Origin of the sequence: Sulfuracidifex tepidarius (genome assembly GCF_008326425.1) — an archaeon.
GTDB lineage: Archaea > Thermoproteota > Thermoprotei_A > Sulfolobales > Sulfolobaceae > Sulfuracidifex > Sulfuracidifex tepidarius.
The window spans coordinates 2,162,517-2,185,130 of record NZ_AP018929.1 but is presented as its reverse complement, the minus strand read 5'-3'; the positions used below and the strand labels follow the sequence as shown (position 1 = coordinate 2,185,130).

Genomic DNA, 22,614 nt, shown 5'->3' with positions numbered 1-22,614 from the left:
CAAACCCTCTAAGGATCACTACAAACTGAAGAGGATGAGGAGTTTTTTAGTTTTGAAACTGTGTTTCAAACCCTCTAAGGATCACTACAAACTTCCATTGCTCGATTGGGTCACGCTAGTTGTATCATGTTTCAAACCCTCTAAGGATCACTACAAACCATTTTCTATGAATCCTCCATATTGACCGTATAGTGAGTTTCAAACCCTCTAAGGATCACTACAAACTCTTCTCAAACTTAGAGGATTTCAGAAAGGGCTTAAGAGTTTCAAACCCTCTAAGGATCACTACAAACCAGGTTTATGGTTATGGGTTGTGCCGTGTTAAATTGGTTTCAAACCCTCTAAGGATCACTACAAACCCTTATTATTAAACGAGTTAGGTTGTCGGTATCATTATGTTTCAAACCCTCTAAGGATCACTACAAACAAGAAGATGGAGAAGAAGGAGAAGAAAGAAATAGCATAGTTTCAAACCCTCTAAGGATCACTACAAACTTAACAGTGGTTTAATTTCCAACATGATTGTGATGAGTTTCAAACCCTCTAAGGATCACTACAAACAGGATCCCCGTTAAGGAAGCTACGTCTATTACTCCTCGTTTCAAACCCTCTAAGGATCACTACAAACCACGTGGAGGAAGGAACGTGTGTAAGCCCCCCTAAAAAGTTTCAAACCCTCTAAGGATCACTACAAACGGCGGCGAGGAAGTCAGAATTCAAGGTGCGGGGATAGTTTCAAACCCTCTAAGGATCACTACAAACGCTAGAAGAAGATTCGGTCTATCTTCCACACTTACAGTTTCAAACCCTCTAAGGATCACTACAAACACGAACTAATCGAATCTAGTCAATTCTCAACTACTGTTTCAAACCCTCTAAGGATCACTACAAACTTTACGTTGAAGACAATAGGTCTAATGAAGAGCAGGAGTTTCAAACCCTCTAAGGATCACTACAAACCCCATGTTGAATATATTTTAGTGTTTTCACCGAAATCGTTTCAAACCCTCTAAGGATCACTACAAACTTGCTGTATGAGATTCACCTGATTTATCTCATTATCCGGTTTCAAACCCTCTAAGGATCACTACAAACTGCAAATACCGAAATAGCAAATACAAAGAGCTTTGGTTTCAAACCCTCTAAGGATCACTACAAACTTTATACGGGTAACGGTCTAGCACTATGGAAAGGAGGTTTCAAACCCTCTAAGGATCACTACAAACACATAGTTTGCCAACCTTTGTCAAACGAGAAGACATAGTTTCAAACCCTCTAAGGATCACTACAAACTATACCCCATGACCCCGACAGGGGTCATTTTTTATTGAGTTTCAAACCCTCTAAGGATCACTACAAACACTGTCACCCGTGATGATGCTTCTTCTTATGGTAGTAGGTTTCAAACCCTCTAAGGATCACTACAAACTTTATACGGGTAACGGTCTAGCACTATGGAAAGGAGGTTTCAAACCCTCTAAGGATCACTACAAACACATAGTTTGCCAACCTTTGTCAAACGAGAAGACATAGTTTCAAACCCTCTAAGGATCACTACAAACTATACCCCATGACCCCGACAGGGGTCATTTTTTATTGAGTTTCAAACCCTCTAAGGATCACTACAAACACTGTCACCCGTGATGATGCTTCTTCTTATGGTAGTAGGTTTCAAACCCTCTAAGGATCACTACAAACACGGTGGCGTCAGCGGAGGGTCTATAGCGTTTTACCGTTTCAAACCCTCTAAGGATCACTACAAACTCAACTAAAAAGACATTCAACTTTTTCCCTAGTTTTTGTTTCAAACCCTCTAAGGATCACTACAAACCGTTGACGAGATACGTTTTTCCCATTTTATCCCCTCGTTTCAAACCCTCTAAGGATCACTACAAACCTATCAGGCGGGTTTATATCCGCCGTGGGACATGAAGGTTTCAAACCCTCTAAGGATCACTACAAACTGTAGATAGCAAATTAGCACAGGAACGCGTAGAAGAGTTTCAAACCCTCTAAGGATCACTACAAACATGGAACGTATGACGCTTTTACAGGTGCTTCATTCAATAGTTTCAAACCCTCTAAGGATCACTACAAACTTGATCTTCTTCCATTTCCTCTATTGCGTCATCGAGTTTCAAACCCTCTAAGGATCACTACAAACAATAGTTGAGTAATATGCTTTCCCGCTTACGGTGTTGTTTCAAACCCTCTAAGGATCACTACAAACAGATAATGACAATATGTGTGGAGATATCATTGTCGTAGTTTCAAACCCTCTAAGGATCACTACAAACTGGACAAGAGAGGGAAGAAGTATACTGGGATGACCTAGTTTCAAACCCTCTAAGGATCACTACAAACTTCGCTAGATTTCTTAAAAGGATCCGGTATATTGCGGTTTCAAACCCTCTAAGGATCACTACAAACTAGATATCAGCGGGGATGTCGTGTTCGGAATCAAGGAAGTTTCAAACCCTCTAAGGATCACTACAAACCTTTAAACGTGATGACCCTCATTCTAGACACCCCCTGTTTCAAACCCTCTAAGGATCACTACAAACTCGCCCAGTGCGGGTTTTGTCTCCCATTGATTGACAGAGTTTCAAACCCTCTAAGGATCACTACAAACTCCAATTTCTATATCACGATCTATACTTTTCCCCCCGTCGTTTCAAACCCTCTAAGGATCACTACAAACTGAAATCCTCATTCAACAAGAGAGCTTGGGAAGTGTTGTTTCAAACCCTCTAAGGATCACTACAAACTGCATCTTATCTAACTTTTTTTGTATTTCAGCGTTCAGTTTCAAACCCTCTAAGGATCACTACAAACTAAATTCGCTGACTAGCTAGAATTATTCCAGTCCCGGTTTCAAACCCTCTAAGGATCACTACAAACTAGTATGGTATGCGATATAAATGAGGTAATGAGAGAAGGTTTCAAACCCTCTAAGGATCACTACAAACACGGGTGGGAAAACGATGAGCCCGCTTTGGCACTTGAACAGTTTCAAACCCTCTAAGGATCACTACAAACCTCATTGATACCGATTTTTGATGTGTCTACCCCGGGTTTCAAACCCTCTAAGGATCACTACAAACTTTCTGACGAACAGCCCAGGCAGGGGACAAGGGATTCGTTTCAAACCCTCTAAGGATCACTACAAACGGGAAGAGTTAGACAAAAAAATTAACGAGGACTTTGGTTTCAAACCCTCTAAGGATCACTACAAACCGAAAATGGGCACGTCGGGTTTATCATGAACAAAAGAGTTTCAAACCCTCTAAGGATCACTACAAACCTAACTCTTTTTCACTTGTAATGATGGTGCCTTCGGCGTTTCAAACCCTCTAAGGATCACTACAAACCTTTAATTACGTTATCCCTTTCCGACCTCGGTATATAGTTTCAAACCCTCTAAGGATCACTACAAACTAAGTTGTAATTGGTACATGTCACTAGTAGTTATTTCAGTTTCAAACCCTCTAAGGATCACTACAAACGTCACATCTCTCTCTTTTTTCTCCCTCAAATTTTGAAGTTTCAAACCCTCTAAGGATCACTACAAACCCGTAATGGACACGTTTTGGAACTTAGGCGTTTGTGTTAGGTTTCAAACCCTCTAAGGATCACTACAAACAGGAGATAAGTGAGTACAACGACATAATTGTAGAAGACAGTTTCAAACCCTCTAAGGATCACTACAAACATGATGATCTCTCTACCAACCATCTAATTCACCATGGTTTCAAACCCTCTAAGGATCACTACAAACAGAGCTCCAGCCTTTTCGGGCTCGCCGTCTAAGATCTTGTTTCAAACCCTCTAAGGATCACTACAAACCTACAATAAGCGGGCTGGATAAGATAACGAAATGGCTGTTTCAAACCCTCTAAGGATCACTACAAACCGTCGTCATTGAGGAACAAACCTTACAACTTCTATCGTTTCAAACCCTCTAAGGATCACTACAAACAATACAGAATTTACCAGGTCTACTACCTGACTTTCAGTTTCAAACCCTCTAAGGATCACTACAAACCCAGGCTTTGCTGGGTATTACTTTGCACCTAGTTCTGTTTCAAACCCTCTAAGGATCACTACAAACAATCTGCAGGATTGAATGAATTTGTGGACGTTTTTCCGTTTCAAACCCTCTAAGGATCACTACAAACTATCGGCCCGCCCGGAACCGCGAAAACGATGTTAGGTTTCAAACCCTCTAAGGATCACTACAAACCAAGAGAAGATAGAAAAAGCGAAACAAGAGAAAAAGGTTTCAAACCCTCTAAGGATCACTACAAACTGGGAAAATATTGATGATCCTTAGAGAAGAAGACGGAAGTTTCAAACCCTCTAAGGATCACTACAAACTCAAGAAAAGCTTAATCTCTTTTATTCTTAGCTCTTTGTTTCAAACCCTCTAAGGATCACTACAAACGGAAAGCGAAAACAGTGTACCCCTTTTTCGGGAACTAGTTTCAAACCCTCTAAGGATCACTACAAACCTTGACAAGGGGCATGAAGCCCCAAATCATTGACAGTTTCAAACCCTCTAAGGATCACTACAAACTTACTTTCTGTCAAAGAAGTCCCACAGCATAAATGAAGGTTTCAAACCCTCTAAGGATCACTACAAACCGCCTTCCACATATCCATTCTCTGGATCCATCCCTACGTTTCAAACCCTCTAAGGATCACTACAAACCCTGCTTAACATTATGTAAAAACTCCCTAAAAAACGTTACTCTGAATTCGGCAGTGAAGTCGCACCATCAACTTCCCTTTCACTGCCGAGGGAGTTTTACGTGAAAAATAATATGTTTTGAAAAACATATTTCGTTCTCCCTTTCACTGCCGAATTTTTGACTTCCTTCTACTATCTGAAAATTTTTAAACACAGAAAAAAATTGGTGATACATTATCCTTTTATAAATCCAATATATAAAATAATGGAGAAGCAAGGCTGATATGTAAAGAGTTCAACTCCACTTCTATACGTAAATCCAAAATCAAGTTCGTTGTTCAGATCGAGGTTCTCTATGTCGTGAGAACACATACATACTTAAAGGGATTAGATATATAAGCAGCGAAAATACCTCAGTCCGGCCTACCTGCATTTCCGTCTCTGTCCTCAACTAGTAATCTCGTCGTTCTCTCTCCTCAGTTCTTAACCCCGAGCTCGTGAAAAGTCTGAAACTGTCTTCAGACTTTCTTATTTGATCAGAAAAGAGTACGGAGAAGGTAGAAAAAAATGAAAGTAAGGGAAGGAAGAGGAAGTACTCCTTTACCTTAACACCCCGTTCTTTTCTCTCTATCTCACGACTTCACTAAAGGTAACGTCATGCAGCGGGGCCCACTCCTCTCCCCACCTTCCTTTATGATTTCATTTCCCTTGAACGTGATCACCTCAATTCCCGCCTCCTCAGCTAACTTGTTCGTGATCCTATTGTGTTCATACGCTACCATCTTGTTCTTGTCCACCACTATCACGTTGCTTGCCAATAGCCAGTGTTCCCTCTCCTCGTCGTAATAATCAGCGTTCCCTATGTTGACTATCCTCAGGTCCCTGTTCAAATAGTCCTTCAACACCTCTGACAGCTTCCTCTGGTCCCTCACGGTGTCCTTTCCCTTGTATAGGAACACCTTAGCCTTGTCCAACAAGCTCTTGTAATATATCACTACGTCTTTTGCCGGGACACCCATCACGGTATCTAGGTGTCCTATTCCCTTGTTAGGGTGCAACTCTGGGGTGTCGAGCTTCACCAGTATTGCCTCGTCTATCTCACCTTCATCTATCAGCTTAGGTATAGCGTAGCTCACCCCTAGTCCGCTGCTCCTGGTCCCGAACCCCATCAGGAGTCTCCCCTCTATGGGGAAGAAATCTCCTCCTTCGAAGAACCCTCTCTTAACCTCTAAGACCTTCTCGGGCTTGAGTATCTTCACGAAGAGGTCCGGCTCCTTCCTCCTCGACTCCCACCTCATCTTACCCTTAACGTATGTCTTCCCTATCACCATTCCTGGGTCTCTCGTGAACATTACATTCACCAAAGGTTTCAAGCAGAACTCCTCGTCCTCCGCGACCACGAGCTTACCTCCGATCCTCTTTGCTTCCGTCGCGGTGAGGCCCGATATAACCATGTCCCCCAGTTCCCCCTCGTCCATGTCCTCCAGCTTCTGTCTAGGAATCTCACACTCGCTATTAGCCTCCACGAAGTCGATGAGCTCCTCCTTGGAGAGCTTGTTCACCTCCTTTCTAAGGTTCACTACCTCTATCCCCAGGGAGGAGAGCTTGTCCACGAAGACGTCGTGTTCGTTCCTCAGCTCCACCAAGTCGGGGATCTCCGCGTACTGTAGCTCGTAAAGGGTCTTAGGCGTGAGCCTCTGCTTTTCCTTTCCTGGAGTTGCGACTACCACCCTTCTTAGGGGTGCGTATTCGGCTTTTACGTCTAGCATGACCTATGAAATTAGTTTTAATTTAAATACGTATCTTCATGAAAAATTTTAAATCGTTTCAGTTTCTCCTCGGTCTCTCTCCTGGATTTTAAAAAATATTTTTTGACTACGTCATCAAGAAAAAGAGTCTTTAACAAACAGGGTGTCTCTCCAGCTCTTTTGAGTATTCTTGATGATACTTACGGAAGTGAAAAAAGTTTCGTGACTTCTTAGACCACGTCCCCATGTTATTGAAAAATATAAAATTTTCTGCTTATACTTTTAGAAAATATTTTAGAAAAATCTTATCAAGACTTATATTGCATAGCCGTTTCTCATTCTCTATGGCAAGCAAGAAAGAAGGAAAGGGGGCTGAAAAGGAAGTCCCCAGACAATCCCTCTTCGCGAGGGAATCATCAGGACTGGTCAGGGAGATAAGTTGGATAACTGCGATGTTCATAAGCATGGGCTTCATAGCCTTCTACGTACTTCCAATATCGTTCCTGTCGGGCCTATCTGTCTCTCCCAACGGTCTGATAGTAATAGGTGCTCTGCTTAGCTGGATAGTCCTCCTTCCACACGCTTATCTCTGGACTAAGATAAGCGAGAAGTACCAGAGGACGGCAGCAGACTACGTGTTCGCCAGCAGGGTCCTCCACCCCGCCGTAGGTGTAGGTGTGGGTCTGGTGTTCGGAATATCCCAAATGATATTTGACGCTGCTATAGTCTACGACGGTGTAGGTCAGCTGCAGACCGGGTTCAGTGCGCTCGCAGTCAACTTCGGCGGTCCTTACGGGGGAATAGCCTCTTTCCTCTCCGACCCGTTCGCTGTCTTAGCTGTGGGTGCGATCACGTTCACCGGGGTCATACTCATTAACATATTCCTCCCCAAGTACACCAACCACATCATGGGAGGGATCACAGTGATAGCGCTCATCACCTTCATCACAGCAGGGCTACTCATGCACTTCGTGACCCCTGCGGATATCACGAAAGCTGGATACGACTACTCTTCGGTGATAGCTGAGAGCTCCAAAGCGACACCTCTGTTCGGGAACACTGTGTTAGCGACTATAGGCTTAATGGTATTCACCGCGAGCTTCCTCCCCTTCGTCAACGGTGCGACCTCCGTCGCCGGAGAAGTCAGGGGAGGTAGCAAGGCGTTCAGGCTGGGAGTACTCGCTGCACTCGTGGTAGCTGGTGTGCTGATAACCTTCTTCATAGCGTCCTCAGTGAGCTCCCTACCTGCAAAGTTCTTCATAGGTGCTGGGGTCATGTCTAGCTCCTCTCCGCTCCTGAACCCGGTCTTCGATACTGTGGTGTCAGTGAACAACCTGCCCCTCGACCTCTTCCTCGTGATCGGGTCCTACTTCTGGTACCTAGCGATAATGTTCGCCGTTGCCCTCTTCGTGTCGAGGTACTTCATGGCTGTGGCTTTCGACAAGGCACTGCCCACCGTCATCTCTTACGTCAGCGAGAAGTACCACTCTCCCGTGGTAGCTCACTTGATAGATGAAGCAATAACCATAGGTAGCCTCACAGTGATAACAGTGACCCCTCTGAGCTCAGCCTTCTTCTACGGTATGGACACAGCTGACGCAATGGCCCTACTTTTCGGTTTCATAGTGACGATAATAGCTTCCATAGTGGCTTCGGTGTTGGCCAAAGGAATGGAGCTCAAGGGACCACGTCCAGTCATCCTGGGAGTGTCGATAGCGGACTTGATAGTGATGTCTATCTACGCCTATTACTGGTTCGGGAACTCCTCTACTTACCTCGGGATAACGATGAACGCGGAGACGTGGGGGATAGTGGCTTCTCCTTTCATAGCTGGAATAGTGATATACTTCGTCATGAGGTGGTACAGGCTCAGAAAGGAGGGCATTGATATAAGGAACTCGTTCAGGGAGATACCCCCTGAATGAGGGCGAAACACTCACGACTTGGAGTGTAGCTGAGCAAGTATAATTCTAATTTTTATATATATATTTATTTATTGTTTTTATCTCTGTAATTAGTTTTCTTGTTAAAACAGCGACACGTGTAAGTGAGCTATCCTGCCCTTGCAAGTGCTCCCTGTTTCATAGCTCCGTCTTGCCAGTGGCTCCCAGACACGGAGCGTGAGATCTCTTTGTGTCTCACGTCAATGTCTCGAAGCCTGTGTAGATCTGAAATATAAAAATCTTGTTTTTAAGATCTGACTAAGTGGGACTAGGCCTACAAAATTCTGACGTGTTTTGAAATACTCCAAATATACGCTTCGGTATATTTCACCAATTTCGCCCGTGACGACGCAGTTTCTAATGAAAGAGGATACGTGGACGTTGTGAGGGAACCAACTTATTTCAGTAAATCTATTAAAAAACTTTAAATTAAGTGAAGAAATTGTGTAGAAAGTGAGTCCGCGTGACTCATGTAATTATTTACGTTATAGGTGAGTTGTAGCAGGATAGGGACTTGGGACTTGTAGTAACTTAGGATATCGTTTCTTCCGTTTTCGTTGGAGTAGTTTATCACGACTACGATATGGTCGCCGATGACGTCTACGAACTCTGCGTAAGTCTTGTCATTTGCATAAAAATAGTAAATTTTTTCAGAGTTTAAAGTGGTCGCACTCACGTTTTTAAAGGTAGATACCAAGTTAGAGAAGGCATATACGTGTTGTCCCCTTTGATTTCACTTTCTCCTCAATTGTGCATGGGGAGGTACGCCTGATCATTAACCTTTCTATATTAGTCTAAGCTTGTAGGTTCACATGTTAAAGTCTCCTATTCTTTATCGGGTAATTAGGTTTTTTCCGTTTCGAATTGTAATTATGGCAAAAGTAGACCAATTAGAGGGAATGTCAAGCGTGAGCCTTACTGGTCCATATGAGAGCACTCAATTAAGTTCACTCTATTTCGATAAACCGAATCGCAAAGGAGACGTAAATCGCCTCATTGTCTATTAACGCTACTTTGAGCGTCGCTTCGGTTTATCAGGAATTACTTCGATCTATTTTTTAAATATTTCAAGGACAGAAAGTAATTCAAGGACACTGTTTTAAAAATAGAAACTATACTCCCTTACTAAGTCAACATATTACTTGTCCTTCGTCTGGACAGGGAGGGGAATTTTGATGATTTTTCATCGTATTACCGGGAATCTTTATATTGTTTTCATGATAATTCTCTTTGATGTTCCTTTCACAACGTGAGATGGAAAAACTCCTGCTCTCCTGGGCCGCTGAGTTGGCCAGGAGGAGGAAAGCCAAGGGAATCAAGTTGAACTACCCCGAGGCGGTCGCGTTGATAAGCGACTTCATCATGGAGTCCGCTCGGGAAGGCAAGAAGATGGACGAGATAATATCAGAGTCACAGAGCCTCCTCAAGGAGGAGGACGTGATGGAGGAGGTCCCAGACATGATAGATGTCCTCCAAGTGGAGGCCACTTTCCCGGACGGGACTAAGCTGGTGACGGTTAGGAACCCCATCAAGGGAAAGGGCAAGGAAAGGGTGAGGTTGGTGGAGGAAGACGTGGAGGTTCCCGAGACGGGAGAGGTGGAGTTGACAGTGAGGAACACTGGGGACAAGCCCATCCAAGTCGGCTCTCATTACCACTTCTTTGAGGTCAACAAAGCCTTGTCGTTCGACAGGGAGAAAGCCCTCGGGATGAGGCTCGACATACCCTCAGGTACGTCGGTGAGGTTCGAGCCGGGAGAGGAGAAGGAGGTGAAACTGACTAAGTTGAGGGGTAAGAGGAGGGTAGTCGGACTTAACGGACTCACTGAGGGGTCACCGGACCACAACGGCAGGGACGCAATGAGGAGGGCTAAGGAGAGGGGGTTCGCGTGAGGATAGAGAGGAAGAAGTACTTCGACCTCTACGGTCCTACCGTGGGTGACTCACTGAGGTTAGCCGACACCGACTTGTGGGTGACCGTCGAGAAGGACCTCATATCCCACGGTGACGAACTGGTCTTCGGTGCAGGAAAGACGAGCAGGGACGGGATAGGGGTATACCCTTTCTCGTCTGAAGAGGAAGAGATGGACCTCGTGATCACGAACGCAGTGGTACTGGACCCCACTCTGGGCGTGGTCAAGGCAGACATAGGGGTGAAGGACGGGGTCGTGTGCGGCATAGGGCACGCCGGGAACCCGTTCACCATGGACGGGGTCGACTTCGTTGTCGGTGGAGGGACGGAGGTCCTCTCAGGGGAAGGCCTGATCGCGACGCCCGGGTTCATAGACTCCCACGTCCACTGGATAGCCCCACAGCAGGCGTTCGACGCTATATCAGCGGGTTTCACGACCATTATCGGGGGCGGGACTGGGCCGGCTGAGGGGACAAAGGCTACGACGGCAACACCCGGTAAGTGGAACTTGGAGATGATGTTCAGGGCCATGGACCAGCTCCCGGTCAACGTCGGCCTCACAGGTAAGGGGGTGTCGGCAAGGCCAGAGCTCGAGAGACAGATCTCGTCGGGCGCCCTGGGGTTCAAGGTACACGAGGACTGGGGTGCCATGCCCAGGGTGATAGACGAGACGCTTTCCGCCGCGGACGACTACGACGTCCAAGTCACGATTCACACCGACACGTCCAACGAGAGTGGTTACTACGAGGACACCATAGCGGCGATAGGGGGGAGGACGATACACGCCTACCACGTCGAGGGTGCAGGGGGAGGACACGCGCCTGATATAATAAGGATCGTGGGAGAGCCGAACGTCCTGCCCTCGTCTACTAACCCGACGAAGCCCTTCACGGTCCACACTTACGAGGAGCACTTGGAGATGCTAATGGCTGTACACCACCTCAACCCTAAGATACCGGAGGACGTAGCTTACGCAGAGTCAAGGATAAGGGAGGAGACGATGGCGGCGGAGGACTTCCTGCACGACGTGGGAGGGATAAGCATGATGAGCTCGGACTCGCAGGCAATGGGGAGGGTAGGTGAGACGGGGATAAGGACGTTCCAGCTGGCCCACAAGATGAAGGGGCTCGGGCTCAACGCCATGGACGACAACTCCAGGGTCCTGAGGTACTTAGCTAAGGTCACCATAAACCCCGCAATAACCCACGGTATCTCGTCGTACGTCGGTTCCCTCCAGCCGGGGAAGGTGGCCGACATCGTGCTATGGGACCCGAGGTTCTTCGCGGTCAGGCCTTACATGGTAATAAAGGGGGGTGCGGTAGCTTGGGCCTTGATGGGGGAGACTAACGCGTCTGTGGCCTACGCCCAACCGGTGTGGTACAAGCCCATGTTCGGGTCAATGGCGGGGAACACTTCCTTCGTGTTCTCCTCGTCTGAAGGTGTCGAGAACGTGAAGAAGTTAGGGCTAAGGAAGGGTGTGCTCCCCGTGAAAGGGACCAGGAGGATAGGGAAGAGGGACATGGTGAGGAACTCCTCGCTGCCGAGGATAGAGGTCGACCCAGACTCGTACACTGTGAAAGTGGACGGGGTCTCCCCAAAGGTACCCCCGGCGGAGAGGCTCCCACTCTCGCAACTATACCACCTGTTCTAGTGGTCTACATGAGGGTAGTGAAGAGTCTGGGGGTCATACCTCATGACGGTGCCATCACCGTGGAGGCTGACAGGGAAGTCTTCGAGAGGGCCAGGAGGTGGAGGCTCAACAGCGAGAAGGGAGAGGTGATACTTGACTTGGGGAGGGCCCCACGAGACGGTGAGGTCTTCGAGACCGACACCGGGGACAAGGTAGTCCTGGTACAGAAGGAAGAGCCAGTCCTGGTCTTCTCCCTCTCAGACCCCAAGTCGTCCTTCGTCCTCGGGTACAAGCTCGGCAACCTGCACCAGAACGTGATGTTAGTGGACGACAAGGTAATGATACCGAAGAAGTTCCCCGACGAGTACTACAGGAACGTCCTCGAGGGGACGGAGTTCTCCCAGGGAAGGGCCAAGTTCACACCTAACGTGAACAAGGTGGAAGAATGAGGGAGTTCAGGCTGTTCGACTCCGCCCTTCCGATAGGTTCGTTCAACTTCTCCTCTACGGTGGAGGAGGCCTTCCTCTCGGGTTACGACGTGAAGGAGTACATATCCTCACTATACCGCAACGTGGTACTGAGGGGTGACGTGGTCGCAGTCAAGGTCGCGTTCAGGGACCCCTTCCTCGCTGACGAGCTAGTGTTCGCGTCGAAGCTCACCAGGGAAATGAAGGACTCCTCAGTCTCCATGGGCAGGGCGCTAGCCGACTTAGGCCTCTGTAACACTCCCTTCCTCGAGGCAGTGAGGGGTGGGGAGACCCCAGGGACTTACCCTGCGGTGGTGGGAGAGGTGTGCAAGTGTCAGGGGATAGACTTGAGGACGTGCATGGAGGGGGTGGCTTACAGCGAGCTGTCCCAAATGGTGTACTCGGCCGTGAAGCTGGGCGCCATGGACTTCCACGAGGGCCAGGACCTCCTGTCCTCCCTCATGGAGTTCAGGGAATACGAAGAGTTCTTCCCCTGCAACCCGGTGACGGAAGTCCTCTCAGTCTCCCACGAGTCCAGGGAGCCGAAGATGTTCAACTCATAGGTGGTAACATGGTGAAGATAGGCATACTGGGACCGGTAGGATCGGGAAAGACCACTCTTATAGAATATTTGGCCAAGACGTTCTCGCCCTACCACAGGGTAGCTATAATCACCAACGACGTGGTCTCTAACTACGACGCTGAGAGGATCTATAAGGACCTCGTCGACTCAGGTGTGATCCCACGGGAAAACGTGATAGGGATAGTGACTGGTGGGTGCCCCCACACCGCCATCAGGGAGGACCCCTCGGTCAACCTGAGGGCCCTTCAGAGGCTGTCCAAGAACTCCCCTGACTTGATCCTCATAGAGAGCGGAGGTGACAACGTCATGTCTACCTTCAGCCCCTCGTTGGCTGACTACACAGTGTACGTCCTCGACACAGCTGCGGGAGACAAGTACCCCAGGAAGGGGGGACTCGGGATCATGGAGAGCGACCTCTTGGTGATCAACAAGATAGACCTAGCACCTTATGTGGGGGCAGACCTTCAGAAAATGAGAGAAGGCGCTATCTATGTCAGGAAGGGGAAGCCCTTCGTCATGGTGAGCCTCAAGACTGGCGAGGGGCTCGACGAGATGGTGAAGGTAATCAGGGACGACCTGGGCGTGTGAATTGAGGAACTACCTGAGGGTTGAAGGAGAGGACGGAAGGGTGAAGGTGACAAGAAAGGGGACGGTGAACGCTCTCACCTCTTGGGACGGATGGGTCATAGTCGCTAACCCCGCGGAAGTCATGGCACATGAGGACGAGTTGGTAGTGGAAGCTGTAGGGAGGATGAAGCTAACTGAGGCGTCGTTCACCAAGGTGATGAAGGACTCCCACGTCAGGATATCTTACGTGCTGGAAGGAGAAGGAATGGAGGTCGTCATGAGGCCACTCCTCCTGTACGACGGTGCTAACTGCGAGGTGACCGTGAAGGCTAGGTCAGACAACCTCCTCTTGCAAGAAACCATAATTCTGGGTAGGAGATATCATGGAGAGGAATTTACAAGGGGAAAGGTGAGGTCAGTCACGGAGGTGAGGAACTCTAGGGGTAGGTTGATAGTTTACGACACCATGGAGATAAAAGGGGAGGAGTGGAGGGACCCCAACTTCCTCGGAGGGGACGCAGTGAAGACTACGATCAGCGTGGTCGACGGTGAGGCTGAAGTTAGGAGGGAGATAAACAGAACGTCCCATTAGAGCCGCGAAGGGGGAAGCTCTCCGTCCTTTCCCTGAAATGGGAGCTCATGTAGTCATCTTATTCGAGAAAAGAGTGTAAAAATATTAGTATATGGTAGAAATCTCTTCTTTTATGGTAATGACTCTAGACGAGATTTGAGACTTGGGACAAAGGATTTAGAGAAGAGTTAAGTGTGAGGGTCGCGAGGTTCTTTTTGGGTGACATCACAAAACTCGGAGCCCTCGCGCGACTTATAATTTCGCTCTCTTTTAAACTGGCCGAGGAAGCACTCGTTGGAGGTCGGATTTGCAGTCTCAGCTTACTTGTTGGGAGTCTAAGTCAAGGAGCTAGAAGTACCACCTTCCACGCTATACTACTATGTCGGGAAGCTGGGAGTCAGGAGGAGGGAAGCGAGGCCTAGGTGTCCCTCCTGCAACTCTGACCGAGTGGTGAGGGACTGTCCCTCAAGAGGGAGGATAAAGTACAAGTGCAGGGGGTGCGGGAGGACTTTCTACTCCACCTTGAGTCACAGGATCAGCAGGGAACAGAGGGATAGGGACCTGAGGAAGTACTTGAACAGGACGACCTTGGGGAATATCCGAGGTGGAGGAAGCCCTTGACGACCGTCTACAGCTTCGTGAAGAGGGCAGGCTTGAGGCGTACGCCAACCTGTCCTTTCTGCAGGGACAACTCAAGGAATTCAAGGCCGGACGTGTAGTGCTTGACGAGAGCTGGACTTACGTCCGCGTGAGGCGCGGGCCTATGAGGGAGGACCTCTGGGTGTGGAACGCTGGCGGACGGGGTCCCCTTCTTCGTCACCGGGGACAGGGGCTACGCTACCTTCCGCTCCCTGTGGCGCTCCCTCCCCGAGAGTGAAGTACACTTCACCGACTCCTATCAGATCTACCAAGTCCTAGACAACCACGTCGTCGGAAAGAGACATATCCACACCGCGGAGAGCTACAACTTCTACTCAAGTCCCACCTGTCCAGACTGGCTAGGGACACTAAGTCAATAAGAGCAGGAGGACGGTGGACTACAGCTTATCCCTGCTTAACGTGGTGTACCCCCGTCTGTCCTCACACGAGGATACTCCTCTGAACCGAGTCTACCTTAGGGGAGTACAGTATATCAGAGATAATCTCATGCATTTTTACAGACACATCTCGAATAAGATGGCTTTATGAGGACACTCCCCTCTAGAGGGAAGTTTCCCCTGCTTAGAATTGAGAAAGTCCACAAAGTATCTCCATCGCAATACTTATAACATATCAGTGACGTTATTTGTTATGGAATCGGTTTCGGAAGTTGTAGGGAAAGAGTTCAGGAGTTTAGTTAAGGTATTTAGGTTCTACATTGTCCTCAGGCGTTTTAACTACATAGACCCGTTAATTTACGCTCTGGACACTAACTGTGTAAGGGACGTAATAGCACAGGCTTTAAGGGACTACACTTCTTACCTTTCTTCTGCAACAGTTAAGAGCGTTAACTTGTACTATAAAGGTCAGGTAAAGACGTATCAAATCCCTTGTTTAGTAACAGCTAAGAGCAGTGAAATTCCTTCTACTTTCCTAAGAGCTTACCCTGACATAGTCCATGGGGTAGATAAAAGTGACGACCTCTGCATTTCTCCGGTTACTTGGACTAAGCACGGTAACCCTGTCCTGGTAAATCCTAGAAAGGTTAAGGACTTCCTTAAGAACGTAGAGCAAGACATAGGCTTTGCTAGGAGCCTAATATCAATAGCTGTAGGTGAGTAAAATGACGTGGATATCCTTCTCGGTTAGGTATTTGGTTAACGTTGAAGACCTAAACAACGTAGAGTCAGCAGGCAACTACGTAAGGCACAGGAGGGCACCAATAGTAGTTAAGGAAAACGATAAGACGTACTCTGTAACTTACGTCCCCGCAGTGAGCGGTGAAATGATAGCGCACGGGTACCAAGCCAATCTGGCCGACATAGCAACTCAGAAAGGACTGCCAGTAGAAGACCTAGTAAAACAAGGAGTACTGCTTAAGAGGGGCGCTGGGGACAGCGTACATAAAAGTAAGTGTGAGGACAAGAAAGGTTCGGATTATGAACAATGTGTAATAAGTGAGGACGTAGTAGAAGATGTGGCTGGGTTCATGAACCCCAATAAGTTAATCAAGAGGACTTCTAACATAGCCTTCAGTTACATGATCCCAGCACTTGACACGGTAAAAGCTTCAGCAATTGCCTCTCAATTCCAAGTCAGGTATGCAACTAAGGAGTTAATCGATGAACATAAGAACGAAAACATACAGTCGCTTTATAACGTGGAGACTGCCAGCGCTTCCTATGTACTAACAGGGTACCTAAACTTGGACGGGATCGGTATTACGCAGAACTACCCCGTTAAGGAAGTTGAGTGTGAAGGAAAAAGTGAGTGTAGAAAAGATAAGGAAGTTGAGTGTGAAGGAAAAAGTGAGTGTAGAAAAGAAAGGATGAAATGTGCACTGGACTCACTTACGCTGACTTTGACACAGTTCCTCTTCGGCGCGAAACGCAGTAGGTATAACCCGCTCACTGAAATAGAAGCCCTTGTGCTGTCCGTATCGGAAAAGCCCTTCAACATACCGCCGATTAACGGAAACATTAAAGAATACCTTGAGTTGGTGAGGAACACTGCCAACTCTTTCGGTAAAGTCCTTGGTATTAATACTCCTACAGTAGTCTTCTATGCTAAGGGAGTTGAAGGTAGTAAGAGTAACCCGGTGGAGGTATTTGAAGAATATGGAAAAATAAAAGGAGATAAAGAAGCGGGATCATGAAAGGCGTTTTAGTCTCAGGGTTGCACCACTGGGGTTTTTCTGTAAGGGCACCAAAGGCTTCTGCCGGAGGTAGCTCTTATCCTTACGTTCCAATCTCCACGGTATTGGGGGCCTTAAGCAGGGGTTATTGCAGTAGCTATGCCGTGAAGAACGGGACTTCTTGTACTGAGGAGTTCATTAATGATTATAAGCCCTATATTTTTTGGGTTGCATATGGTGCTGATGAGCCTAGGTTACTGCACTATGCAGACATTTTGAGGGAGCAGAGAGTTTCCTATAGGCAAGATAAGTACAGGAAGAGGACAAGGAAAGAGAAAGATAAAGAGATCGATAATTTAATAGAGTGGTTCGGGGTCTCCGCCTTTGGGAAGACCTACGCTGAGGACGTCAGGTTTTCAATAGCGGTTTTAGTTAAGGATAAGGCAGAACAGGTATCCGAGTACGCTTGGCAAATAGTTTCTTTAGGTAATAAGGAGTCTATTGTAACTATTACCGACGTAAAGGTCGTAGACGCAGTCGACGTTGGGACAGAAGGGGTTTCCACTGATTTCGAGGTTTACACTAATTTCTTTGTACCCAAGGTGTGCATCCAAGACGTCGAGGGGATGGAGCCGTATAAGCTCTCTGTGTCAAACGCGTACAACCTTTCTAAAGAGCCTGTTGGGGGAATTGAAGACGAGTTCTGGATACCTTCTCACGGCCCTCTAATAGGGGGTTACGTTAAGCTCAAAGGTAAAGTAAGCGAAGAATGTACTGTCTTTAAGCTTGGAGATAAATACTTGATAACGGTAAAGGAGGGGTTAGGGAAATGGCTGAAATAAAATTACCACCAATGGGTTACTTGGCAAGAGACTTGACAGTGAGCGCATTACTGGAGACGGGGGCCAGTTTCAAAATAAAGGGCGATATTGCGGAATTAGAAAATGTGGGGAACTTAGAAGATGTGCTGAAGAAGTTCAGGGAAACCAGATCAGCTAGCTTGGTTAAGAAGTCCAGCAGTAAATTTAAGGAGCAAACTTCCTACATCCTTGAGGAAGACGCAGGGAAAGTGGTGGAGGACTTCTTTAATGACGATAAAGAGGACTACTCCTACACGCTCCTTTTACCCGAATTAATGGAGGCTGAGAGGTGGTACGGCGGGTGGAACGGCGGAGGAAAGAAAAAGAAGAGCATCGAGATCTCTAAGCAGTCCGCACTCCTGGCTTGGATAGCTTTAGGCTTATTTACTGTCTTCCACTACAGGGTTAAAAAAACGGACGTTATAGGTATTGCCCCGGTAGATACTATAATGGAGTACCAAGCATGCAGGAACTTGATATCTGAAGAGAGGATTAAAGCTAGGAATATTGATAAGCTGTCCCACATGGGCAGGGTCTTCCTGTTTGCAATGCATTACAGTGATAACGTTTGCCAAAAGTTAGTAGTCCTAAAACTCAGTAATCACAGGGGAGAAATAATTGAAGATGACACTTTTGGTTCAATAGAGCCTATAATTAGGGTATGGAAGAACGTTAACAGCAAGGACGAGAAAGACAAAGAAAGGTACCTTAGGTTACTCAACGACCAGAAGTTGGTTGACGACCATAGTTCCACCGACGTATTTAATAAGATAGCTAACTACGTTTTTGAAGCCGTTAGTGGTAGTGTTTCTCCAGAGCAGGTAGCTTACTTTATAGCCAGGGACACCTATTTAAAGGACGAAGCTTTTGGCTTCATTACGCCGAGAATGGTGAAGAGGCTTAAAGAAGGGATAAGCCTTGCCGTTAAGCAAAGACTTTACTCACCTTAGGGAAGGTATTAGGAAAGTCCTCGAATTGATGGACTGTAAAGATGGCAACGGCTTCACTGAGTGCAGGGACTTAAACTTCATCTTAAACTTCCCCACGGGATATGGTAAAACTACTCTCTCAATAGAGTTAGCGAAGTGGTTATCTACTCACAGTACGTCGAACTTCAGCAGGCTAATACACGTAGTACCTACCAGGTCTTTGGTAGAGGACATAGCTAAGAGGTCTGCCAGTTTAAAGTACGCAGTACAATACTCCTTTGCACCTTCAGAACTAAGGTCCCCAAATTTCTTAGCAAAGTTCGTTATAACTACTTACGACTCGTTCCTCCTCAACCTCTATAAGGCTAGTGTAGGGGAGCCTTTTTCGGTCCACGGACATTACGATTTACCCAGGTTCTCCATATATACTTCCCTTGTACATTTCGATGAGTTCCACCTAATGAACGAAGGTAACAGTTGGACTTCGTTAATAGGGGCTATCAACCATTTATCAAAAACCGGAGTGAACTTCGTCCTTTCCTCAGCTACGCCGAACAGGGGCCTTGAGGAAGAGGTAATAAACAACGCGAAGGACGTAGTGAAGGTCTCTGTGGTAAGGAATTACGGCGACTCAGTGAAAAACAGGGAATGCAGAGGATTAGGAGAAGAAGGAGAATACGAGTGCAATGCGGGCAAAGCGAAGTATAAAGTAGTTGAAGTGAAAGATGAAGTCAAAGTCCCCGATATAGATGTAAGGTTTATTGATCAAGGCGATTTTTCAAAGTACATTGACGGCAGGACAGTAATAGTCGTAAACACTGTAGATAAGGCCATTTCAATTTACGAAAAACTGAGAGACCTAAACCCTTGCTTAATACATTCAAGGTTTAAGGTCTCAGATAGAAAGAAGATCGACCTAGACGAGTGCCAATTGATAATTTCTACACAAGTGATTGAGGTAGGAGTTGACATGTCATCTGACGTAATGATAACCGAGCAAGCGCCCTTACCGTCAATAGTCCAGCGTGTCGGCAGGCTTTTGAGGAGGAACGAAAAGGAGGGAGGTAAATTATATATATGGACGAGTGGGGACTACGCCCCTTATGATAAGAGCGAAGTTGATAGCACACTTAAAGCTTTGAAGGGTAATGACGTCTGCTTAAAAGACCCTTACGGGTGCTACGGCAAGAAGGGGTACGCTGAGGTGATGGATAATATAATGACAAAACCCGAAATAAACCGCAGGCTCTTTGAGGAGCTCGATAAGATAAGCATTAACCCTTTTCTGACTAGAAAGGATCTGGACTACCTCCTCGACAAGTACTGTACGCTAACGAACTCCTTCATAATAAACTTAGCAGTTGATAAACCGGACTCTCAGGAAGACTTGATACCCTTCAATGGGGAGATGGTAGACAAAGCCCCTTTAGAAAGAGAAGGTAATAAGGTTTTGGCTTTCTTTGAGAAGTACGGTAGCGACGGCTCTACGGATAAAGTAGAAGTAGTTGAGGGGTATATAGAATTTAGGGATTGGAAGGACTTGTGCAGGAAGTACAGGAAGGTGACTTATGATAGGAAAATACTCCTTGGCTTAAAGGTTAAAAGAGAGTATTACGATAGCAAAAAGGGGTTAAGGTTGAAATGACTTGTTGGGCATTTTTTGGACAGGAGACTTTTAAGGACCACGCTCTCGGGACTTTGGACTGCTTCAGGAGGAACTTCGCTTACATCAACCCGATACTTTCTCACAGGACTGGTGTAGAGATAAGTACTGTGAAGAAGAACATCGAAATAGCAGTAGCCTTTCATGACGTAGGTAAAGCCTCAAAGGCTTATACCACGTCTTACTACGGTCACGAGTTTTACAGCGGATATATTGTAAGCTCTATGATAAGAGGGTGTTGTAACAGCGAACTCAGGGACATAGCGGCCCTCTCTTCAATGAGCCACCACCAGGCAATGGTTGAGAGGGGTCTTGAGCTTATAAGATCAGAAGAATACAAAAAATTACATAACTTTGAGTTTAATGAGGAATGCTTAGACGATATAAACGAGGTCGCAAAGGAAATAGGCATCAGCGTCAACCTGGATAGAAAACTCATAACCCCAGAAGACGTCGCATCATGGTTTATGAAGATAAACAACGAAAAGTTCTACTTATACCCGATAATATTAGGCCCATTAATGGTATGCGATACTTACACTGCTAACGCACACAGGGGAGGGGGGAACAGGAACCTATTAATATTGGAATATAAGAAGTTTATCTCATGACGTGGGAGTGTTCTCACGCAGTCACCTTATTCGAGACATGTCTGTAAAATTATATGAGAGCATCTCTGATATACTGTACTCCCAAAGGTAGGCTTGGCCCAGGAGGCCACTCGTGTGAGGACAGACGGGGTAAACCACGTTAAGCAGGGACAGGCTGCGACCCATGTCCTCCTGCCCCTGTTTACCGCTCCTGTCCCCAGCCAATCTGGACAAGTGGGGCTTGAGTAGGAGTCGTACCTCTCTACAGTATAGGTGCGTCTCTTTCCTATCACGTGTAGTTCTTATCGGAAAACCCTTGCAGGTTTACGTGACCTTAAAAATAATTTAATAACGACAGGATAGAGATCAAATAATTAGCTATAGGTTGGAAGACCTTCTCACCATAAAATAGATAAATTTTATTTCTAGGCGGTACTAGATGAAAACATTTAGACAGCAGGAATCCTCGTAAACTGCTATACGTGGTTGTCTAGGACTTGGTAGATTGAGTAAGAGGTCCACCTTATCACTCAAAAGGATCTCGCTACCTGCACATGGCTCTTCTCTGGACTCCCTTGGTCCTCCAGCCCCAAATCTAGTCGAGGGCCACCACATCCCTAAAAGAAGAGATTTCTACCCTATACCAATATTTTTACTACATGTCCTCGAATAAGGTGACTCCATGAGGGCACTCCCGTTTGGCTTCAACCCTTTTTTAGGACTACATGTGACTTAAGCATTATCATTAACCCTGTCCTTTTGTCATTGTCTGGATATAGCCCCTTTTTCCTCCACCGATCATTTAATTAACTCTATTAGAATATATATATATTTTTTATATAGCTACAGGAAGGTTTAATAGTAATTGAGCACAATGGATAGTGACCCAAGATGGAAAAAACCTTTCAGATGGACAACACGGACGTGAACGCGATACACGACAGGTTAACAGGGGAGTTGCAGAGCAACGGGTTCGAAGTGGTCAGGGACGAACCTAGGGACAACGGTTTCAAGGTCTTAGTTAGGAGAGGAGAGGAACACGGAGAAGTGGAAGTGTTCAACGACTGGGGCGCGGTGAGGTTGATAACTCACGGAAGGCTGGAGTGGGAGCTGATGAACATAGCTGAACCGTTGTTCAACCAGCCCGGAGGCCCCGCGCCCTCACAACCTTCAATGCAGCCACCGCAGGCCCCACAGCAATTCCCACGCCCTATGCCCCCATATCCTACTGCACAGGGATATCAATCGTCTATGCCGCAGTTAACGCAGCCTCAGTCTCCACAACCTACGCAACCAATGTATCATCCTGTCCCTCAATTCCCTCAGGGAGGAAGCCCTGAACACATGCAACTGGTTAACGTCTTGATGCAGAATGGTTACCAGATCGAGGTGAACACTGTCAACGGCCAAGTGTTTTTCGTAAGGGGTAGGAAGGGGAACTACGTCGTCGACATAGAAGGTAGGCCTCAGCCTTAATTTTGATCTTTTTTGCTACGTGTAGAAGGTTATAATGGATAGTATTATTACTCTATAGACATACTGAAGGACATGAAAGACGTTTTTATTCACGTACATGAAATTAGGCCTTTTTAGAAAGATCGGGGAAAGTTTGCTCTGGTCATGGCCTGGCAGTTCTTGAGTTAAAAAAGGATCGGAATTACACGACTACAAGCCCAGGGAAGGGGCTGTAG

16 protein-coding genes, 1 pseudogene and 1 CRISPR repeat array (1 of these 18 cut by a window edge) are annotated in these 22,614 nt (G+C 46.7%); of the genes and pseudogenes, 15 read left to right on the top strand and 2 right to left on the bottom strand.

Annotation, left to right across the window (positions count from 1 at the left end; translation table 11 throughout):
* Positions 1-4,711: direct repeats of the CRISPR family, unit length 30 nt; unit sequence GTTTCAAACCCTCTAAGGATCACTACAAAC (it extends 271 nt beyond the left edge of the window).
* Positions 4,712-5,322: 611 nt separating this feature from the next.
* Entirely contained in the window at positions 5,323-6,459 is a 1,137-nt protein-coding gene (locus IC007_RS11115; RefSeq protein WP_054846175.1) for an arginine deiminase family protein, read from the bottom strand.
* A 323-nt stretch (positions 6,460-6,782) separates the two neighbouring features.
* On the opposite strand from IC007_RS11115, the gene IC007_RS11110 reads away from it, so the two are divergent.
* Positions 6,783-8,363, top strand: a complete 1,581-nt coding sequence (locus IC007_RS11110) for an APC family permease (protein ID WP_149528775.1) — start codon at positions 6,783-6,785, stop codon at positions 8,361-8,363.
* Positions 8,364-8,805: 442 nt separating this feature from the next.
* On the opposite strand, the gene IC007_RS11105 is transcribed toward IC007_RS11110, so the two are convergent.
* Positions 8,806-9,057: a hypothetical protein gene (locus IC007_RS11105; RefSeq protein WP_054846176.1), complete on the bottom strand. Its 252-nt coding sequence runs from the start codon at positions 9,055-9,057 to the stop codon at positions 8,806-8,808.
* Between the two features lie 557 nt (positions 9,058-9,614).
* Between IC007_RS11105 and IC007_RS11100 the strand changes: the two genes are divergently transcribed.
* The 14 genes and pseudogenes from IC007_RS11100 to IC007_RS11035 all read left to right on the top strand — a co-directional run bounded on the left by IC007_RS11100 (position 9,615) and on the right by IC007_RS11035 (position 22,399).
* A complete protein-coding gene (locus tag IC007_RS11100) occupies positions 9,615-10,271 on the top strand; it encodes an urease subunit gamma (RefSeq protein WP_054846177.1) in 657 nt (218 codons plus the stop codon).
* Positions 10,268-11,941 carry an urease subunit alpha gene (gene ureC, locus IC007_RS11095; protein ID WP_054846178.1) on the top strand — a complete coding sequence of 558 codons (1,674 nt, stop codon included), beginning with the start codon at positions 10,268-10,270 and terminating at the stop codon, positions 11,939-11,941. Before IC007_RS11100 ends, ureC begins: the two co-directional genes overlap by 4 nt.
* A gap of 8 nt (positions 11,942-11,949) precedes the next feature.
* The gene (locus IC007_RS11090; protein ID WP_149528774.1) at positions 11,950-12,369 is read left to right on the top strand and encodes an urease accessory protein UreE; all 420 of its coding nucleotides are present in this window, start codon (positions 11,950-11,952) and stop codon (positions 12,367-12,369) included.
* On the top strand, positions 12,366-12,950 hold the full coding sequence (locus tag IC007_RS11085; RefSeq protein WP_084739805.1) for an urease accessory protein UreF: 585 nt from the start codon (positions 12,366-12,368) through the stop codon (positions 12,948-12,950). Before IC007_RS11090 ends, IC007_RS11085 begins: the two co-directional genes overlap by 4 nt.
* Positions 12,951-12,958: 8 nt before the next feature.
* Positions 12,959-13,558, top strand: a complete 600-nt coding sequence (gene ureG, locus IC007_RS11080; RefSeq protein ID WP_054846180.1) for an urease accessory protein UreG — start codon at positions 12,959-12,961, stop codon at positions 13,556-13,558.
* A 1-nt stretch (position 13,559) separates the two neighbouring features.
* A complete protein-coding gene (locus IC007_RS11075) occupies positions 13,560-14,129 on the top strand; it encodes an urease accessory protein UreD (protein ID WP_149528773.1) in 570 nt (189 codons plus the stop codon).
* A 240-nt stretch (positions 14,130-14,369) separates the two neighbouring features.
* Positions 14,370-15,296: pseudogene (locus tag IC007_RS11070) on the top strand (IS1 family transposase); the annotation flags it as partial.
* 102 nt (positions 15,297-15,398) lie between these two features.
* On the top strand, positions 15,399-15,869 hold the full coding sequence (locus IC007_RS11065) for a hypothetical protein (RefSeq protein WP_054846182.1): 471 nt from the start codon (positions 15,399-15,401) through the stop codon (positions 15,867-15,869).
* A gap of 1 nt (position 15,870) precedes the next feature.
* A complete protein-coding gene (cas7a, locus tag IC007_RS11060) occupies positions 15,871-16,902 on the top strand; it encodes a type I-A CRISPR-associated protein Cas7/Csa2 (RefSeq protein ID WP_054846183.1) in 1,032 nt (343 codons plus the stop codon).
* Complete coding sequence (cas5a, locus tag IC007_RS11055; RefSeq protein WP_149528772.1) at positions 16,899-17,723, top strand: type I-A CRISPR-associated protein Cas5a; 825 nt, start codon at positions 16,899-16,901, stop codon at positions 17,721-17,723. Before cas7a ends, cas5a begins: the two co-directional genes overlap by 4 nt.
* Positions 17,711-18,691 (top strand): hypothetical protein, encoded by a 981-nt coding sequence (locus tag IC007_RS11050; RefSeq protein WP_054846184.1) that lies wholly within the window; start codon positions 17,711-17,713, stop codon positions 18,689-18,691. Before cas5a ends, IC007_RS11050 begins: the two co-directional genes overlap by 13 nt.
* Positions 18,660-20,315, top strand: coding sequence for a CRISPR-associated helicase Cas3' (gene cas3 / locus IC007_RS11045; RefSeq protein ID WP_232048918.1), 1,656 nt, complete (start codon positions 18,660-18,662; stop codon positions 20,313-20,315). Before IC007_RS11050 ends, cas3 begins: the two co-directional genes overlap by 32 nt.
* A complete protein-coding gene (locus IC007_RS11040; protein WP_149528771.1) occupies positions 20,312-20,944 on the top strand; it encodes a CRISPR-associated endonuclease Cas3'' in 633 nt (210 codons plus the stop codon). Before cas3 ends, IC007_RS11040 begins: the two co-directional genes overlap by 4 nt.
* 870 nt (positions 20,945-21,814) lie before the next feature.
* Complete coding sequence (locus IC007_RS11035; protein ID WP_054846185.1) at positions 21,815-22,399, top strand: hypothetical protein; 585 nt, start codon at positions 21,815-21,817, stop codon at positions 22,397-22,399.
* Positions 22,400-22,614: the final 215 nt, after the last annotated feature.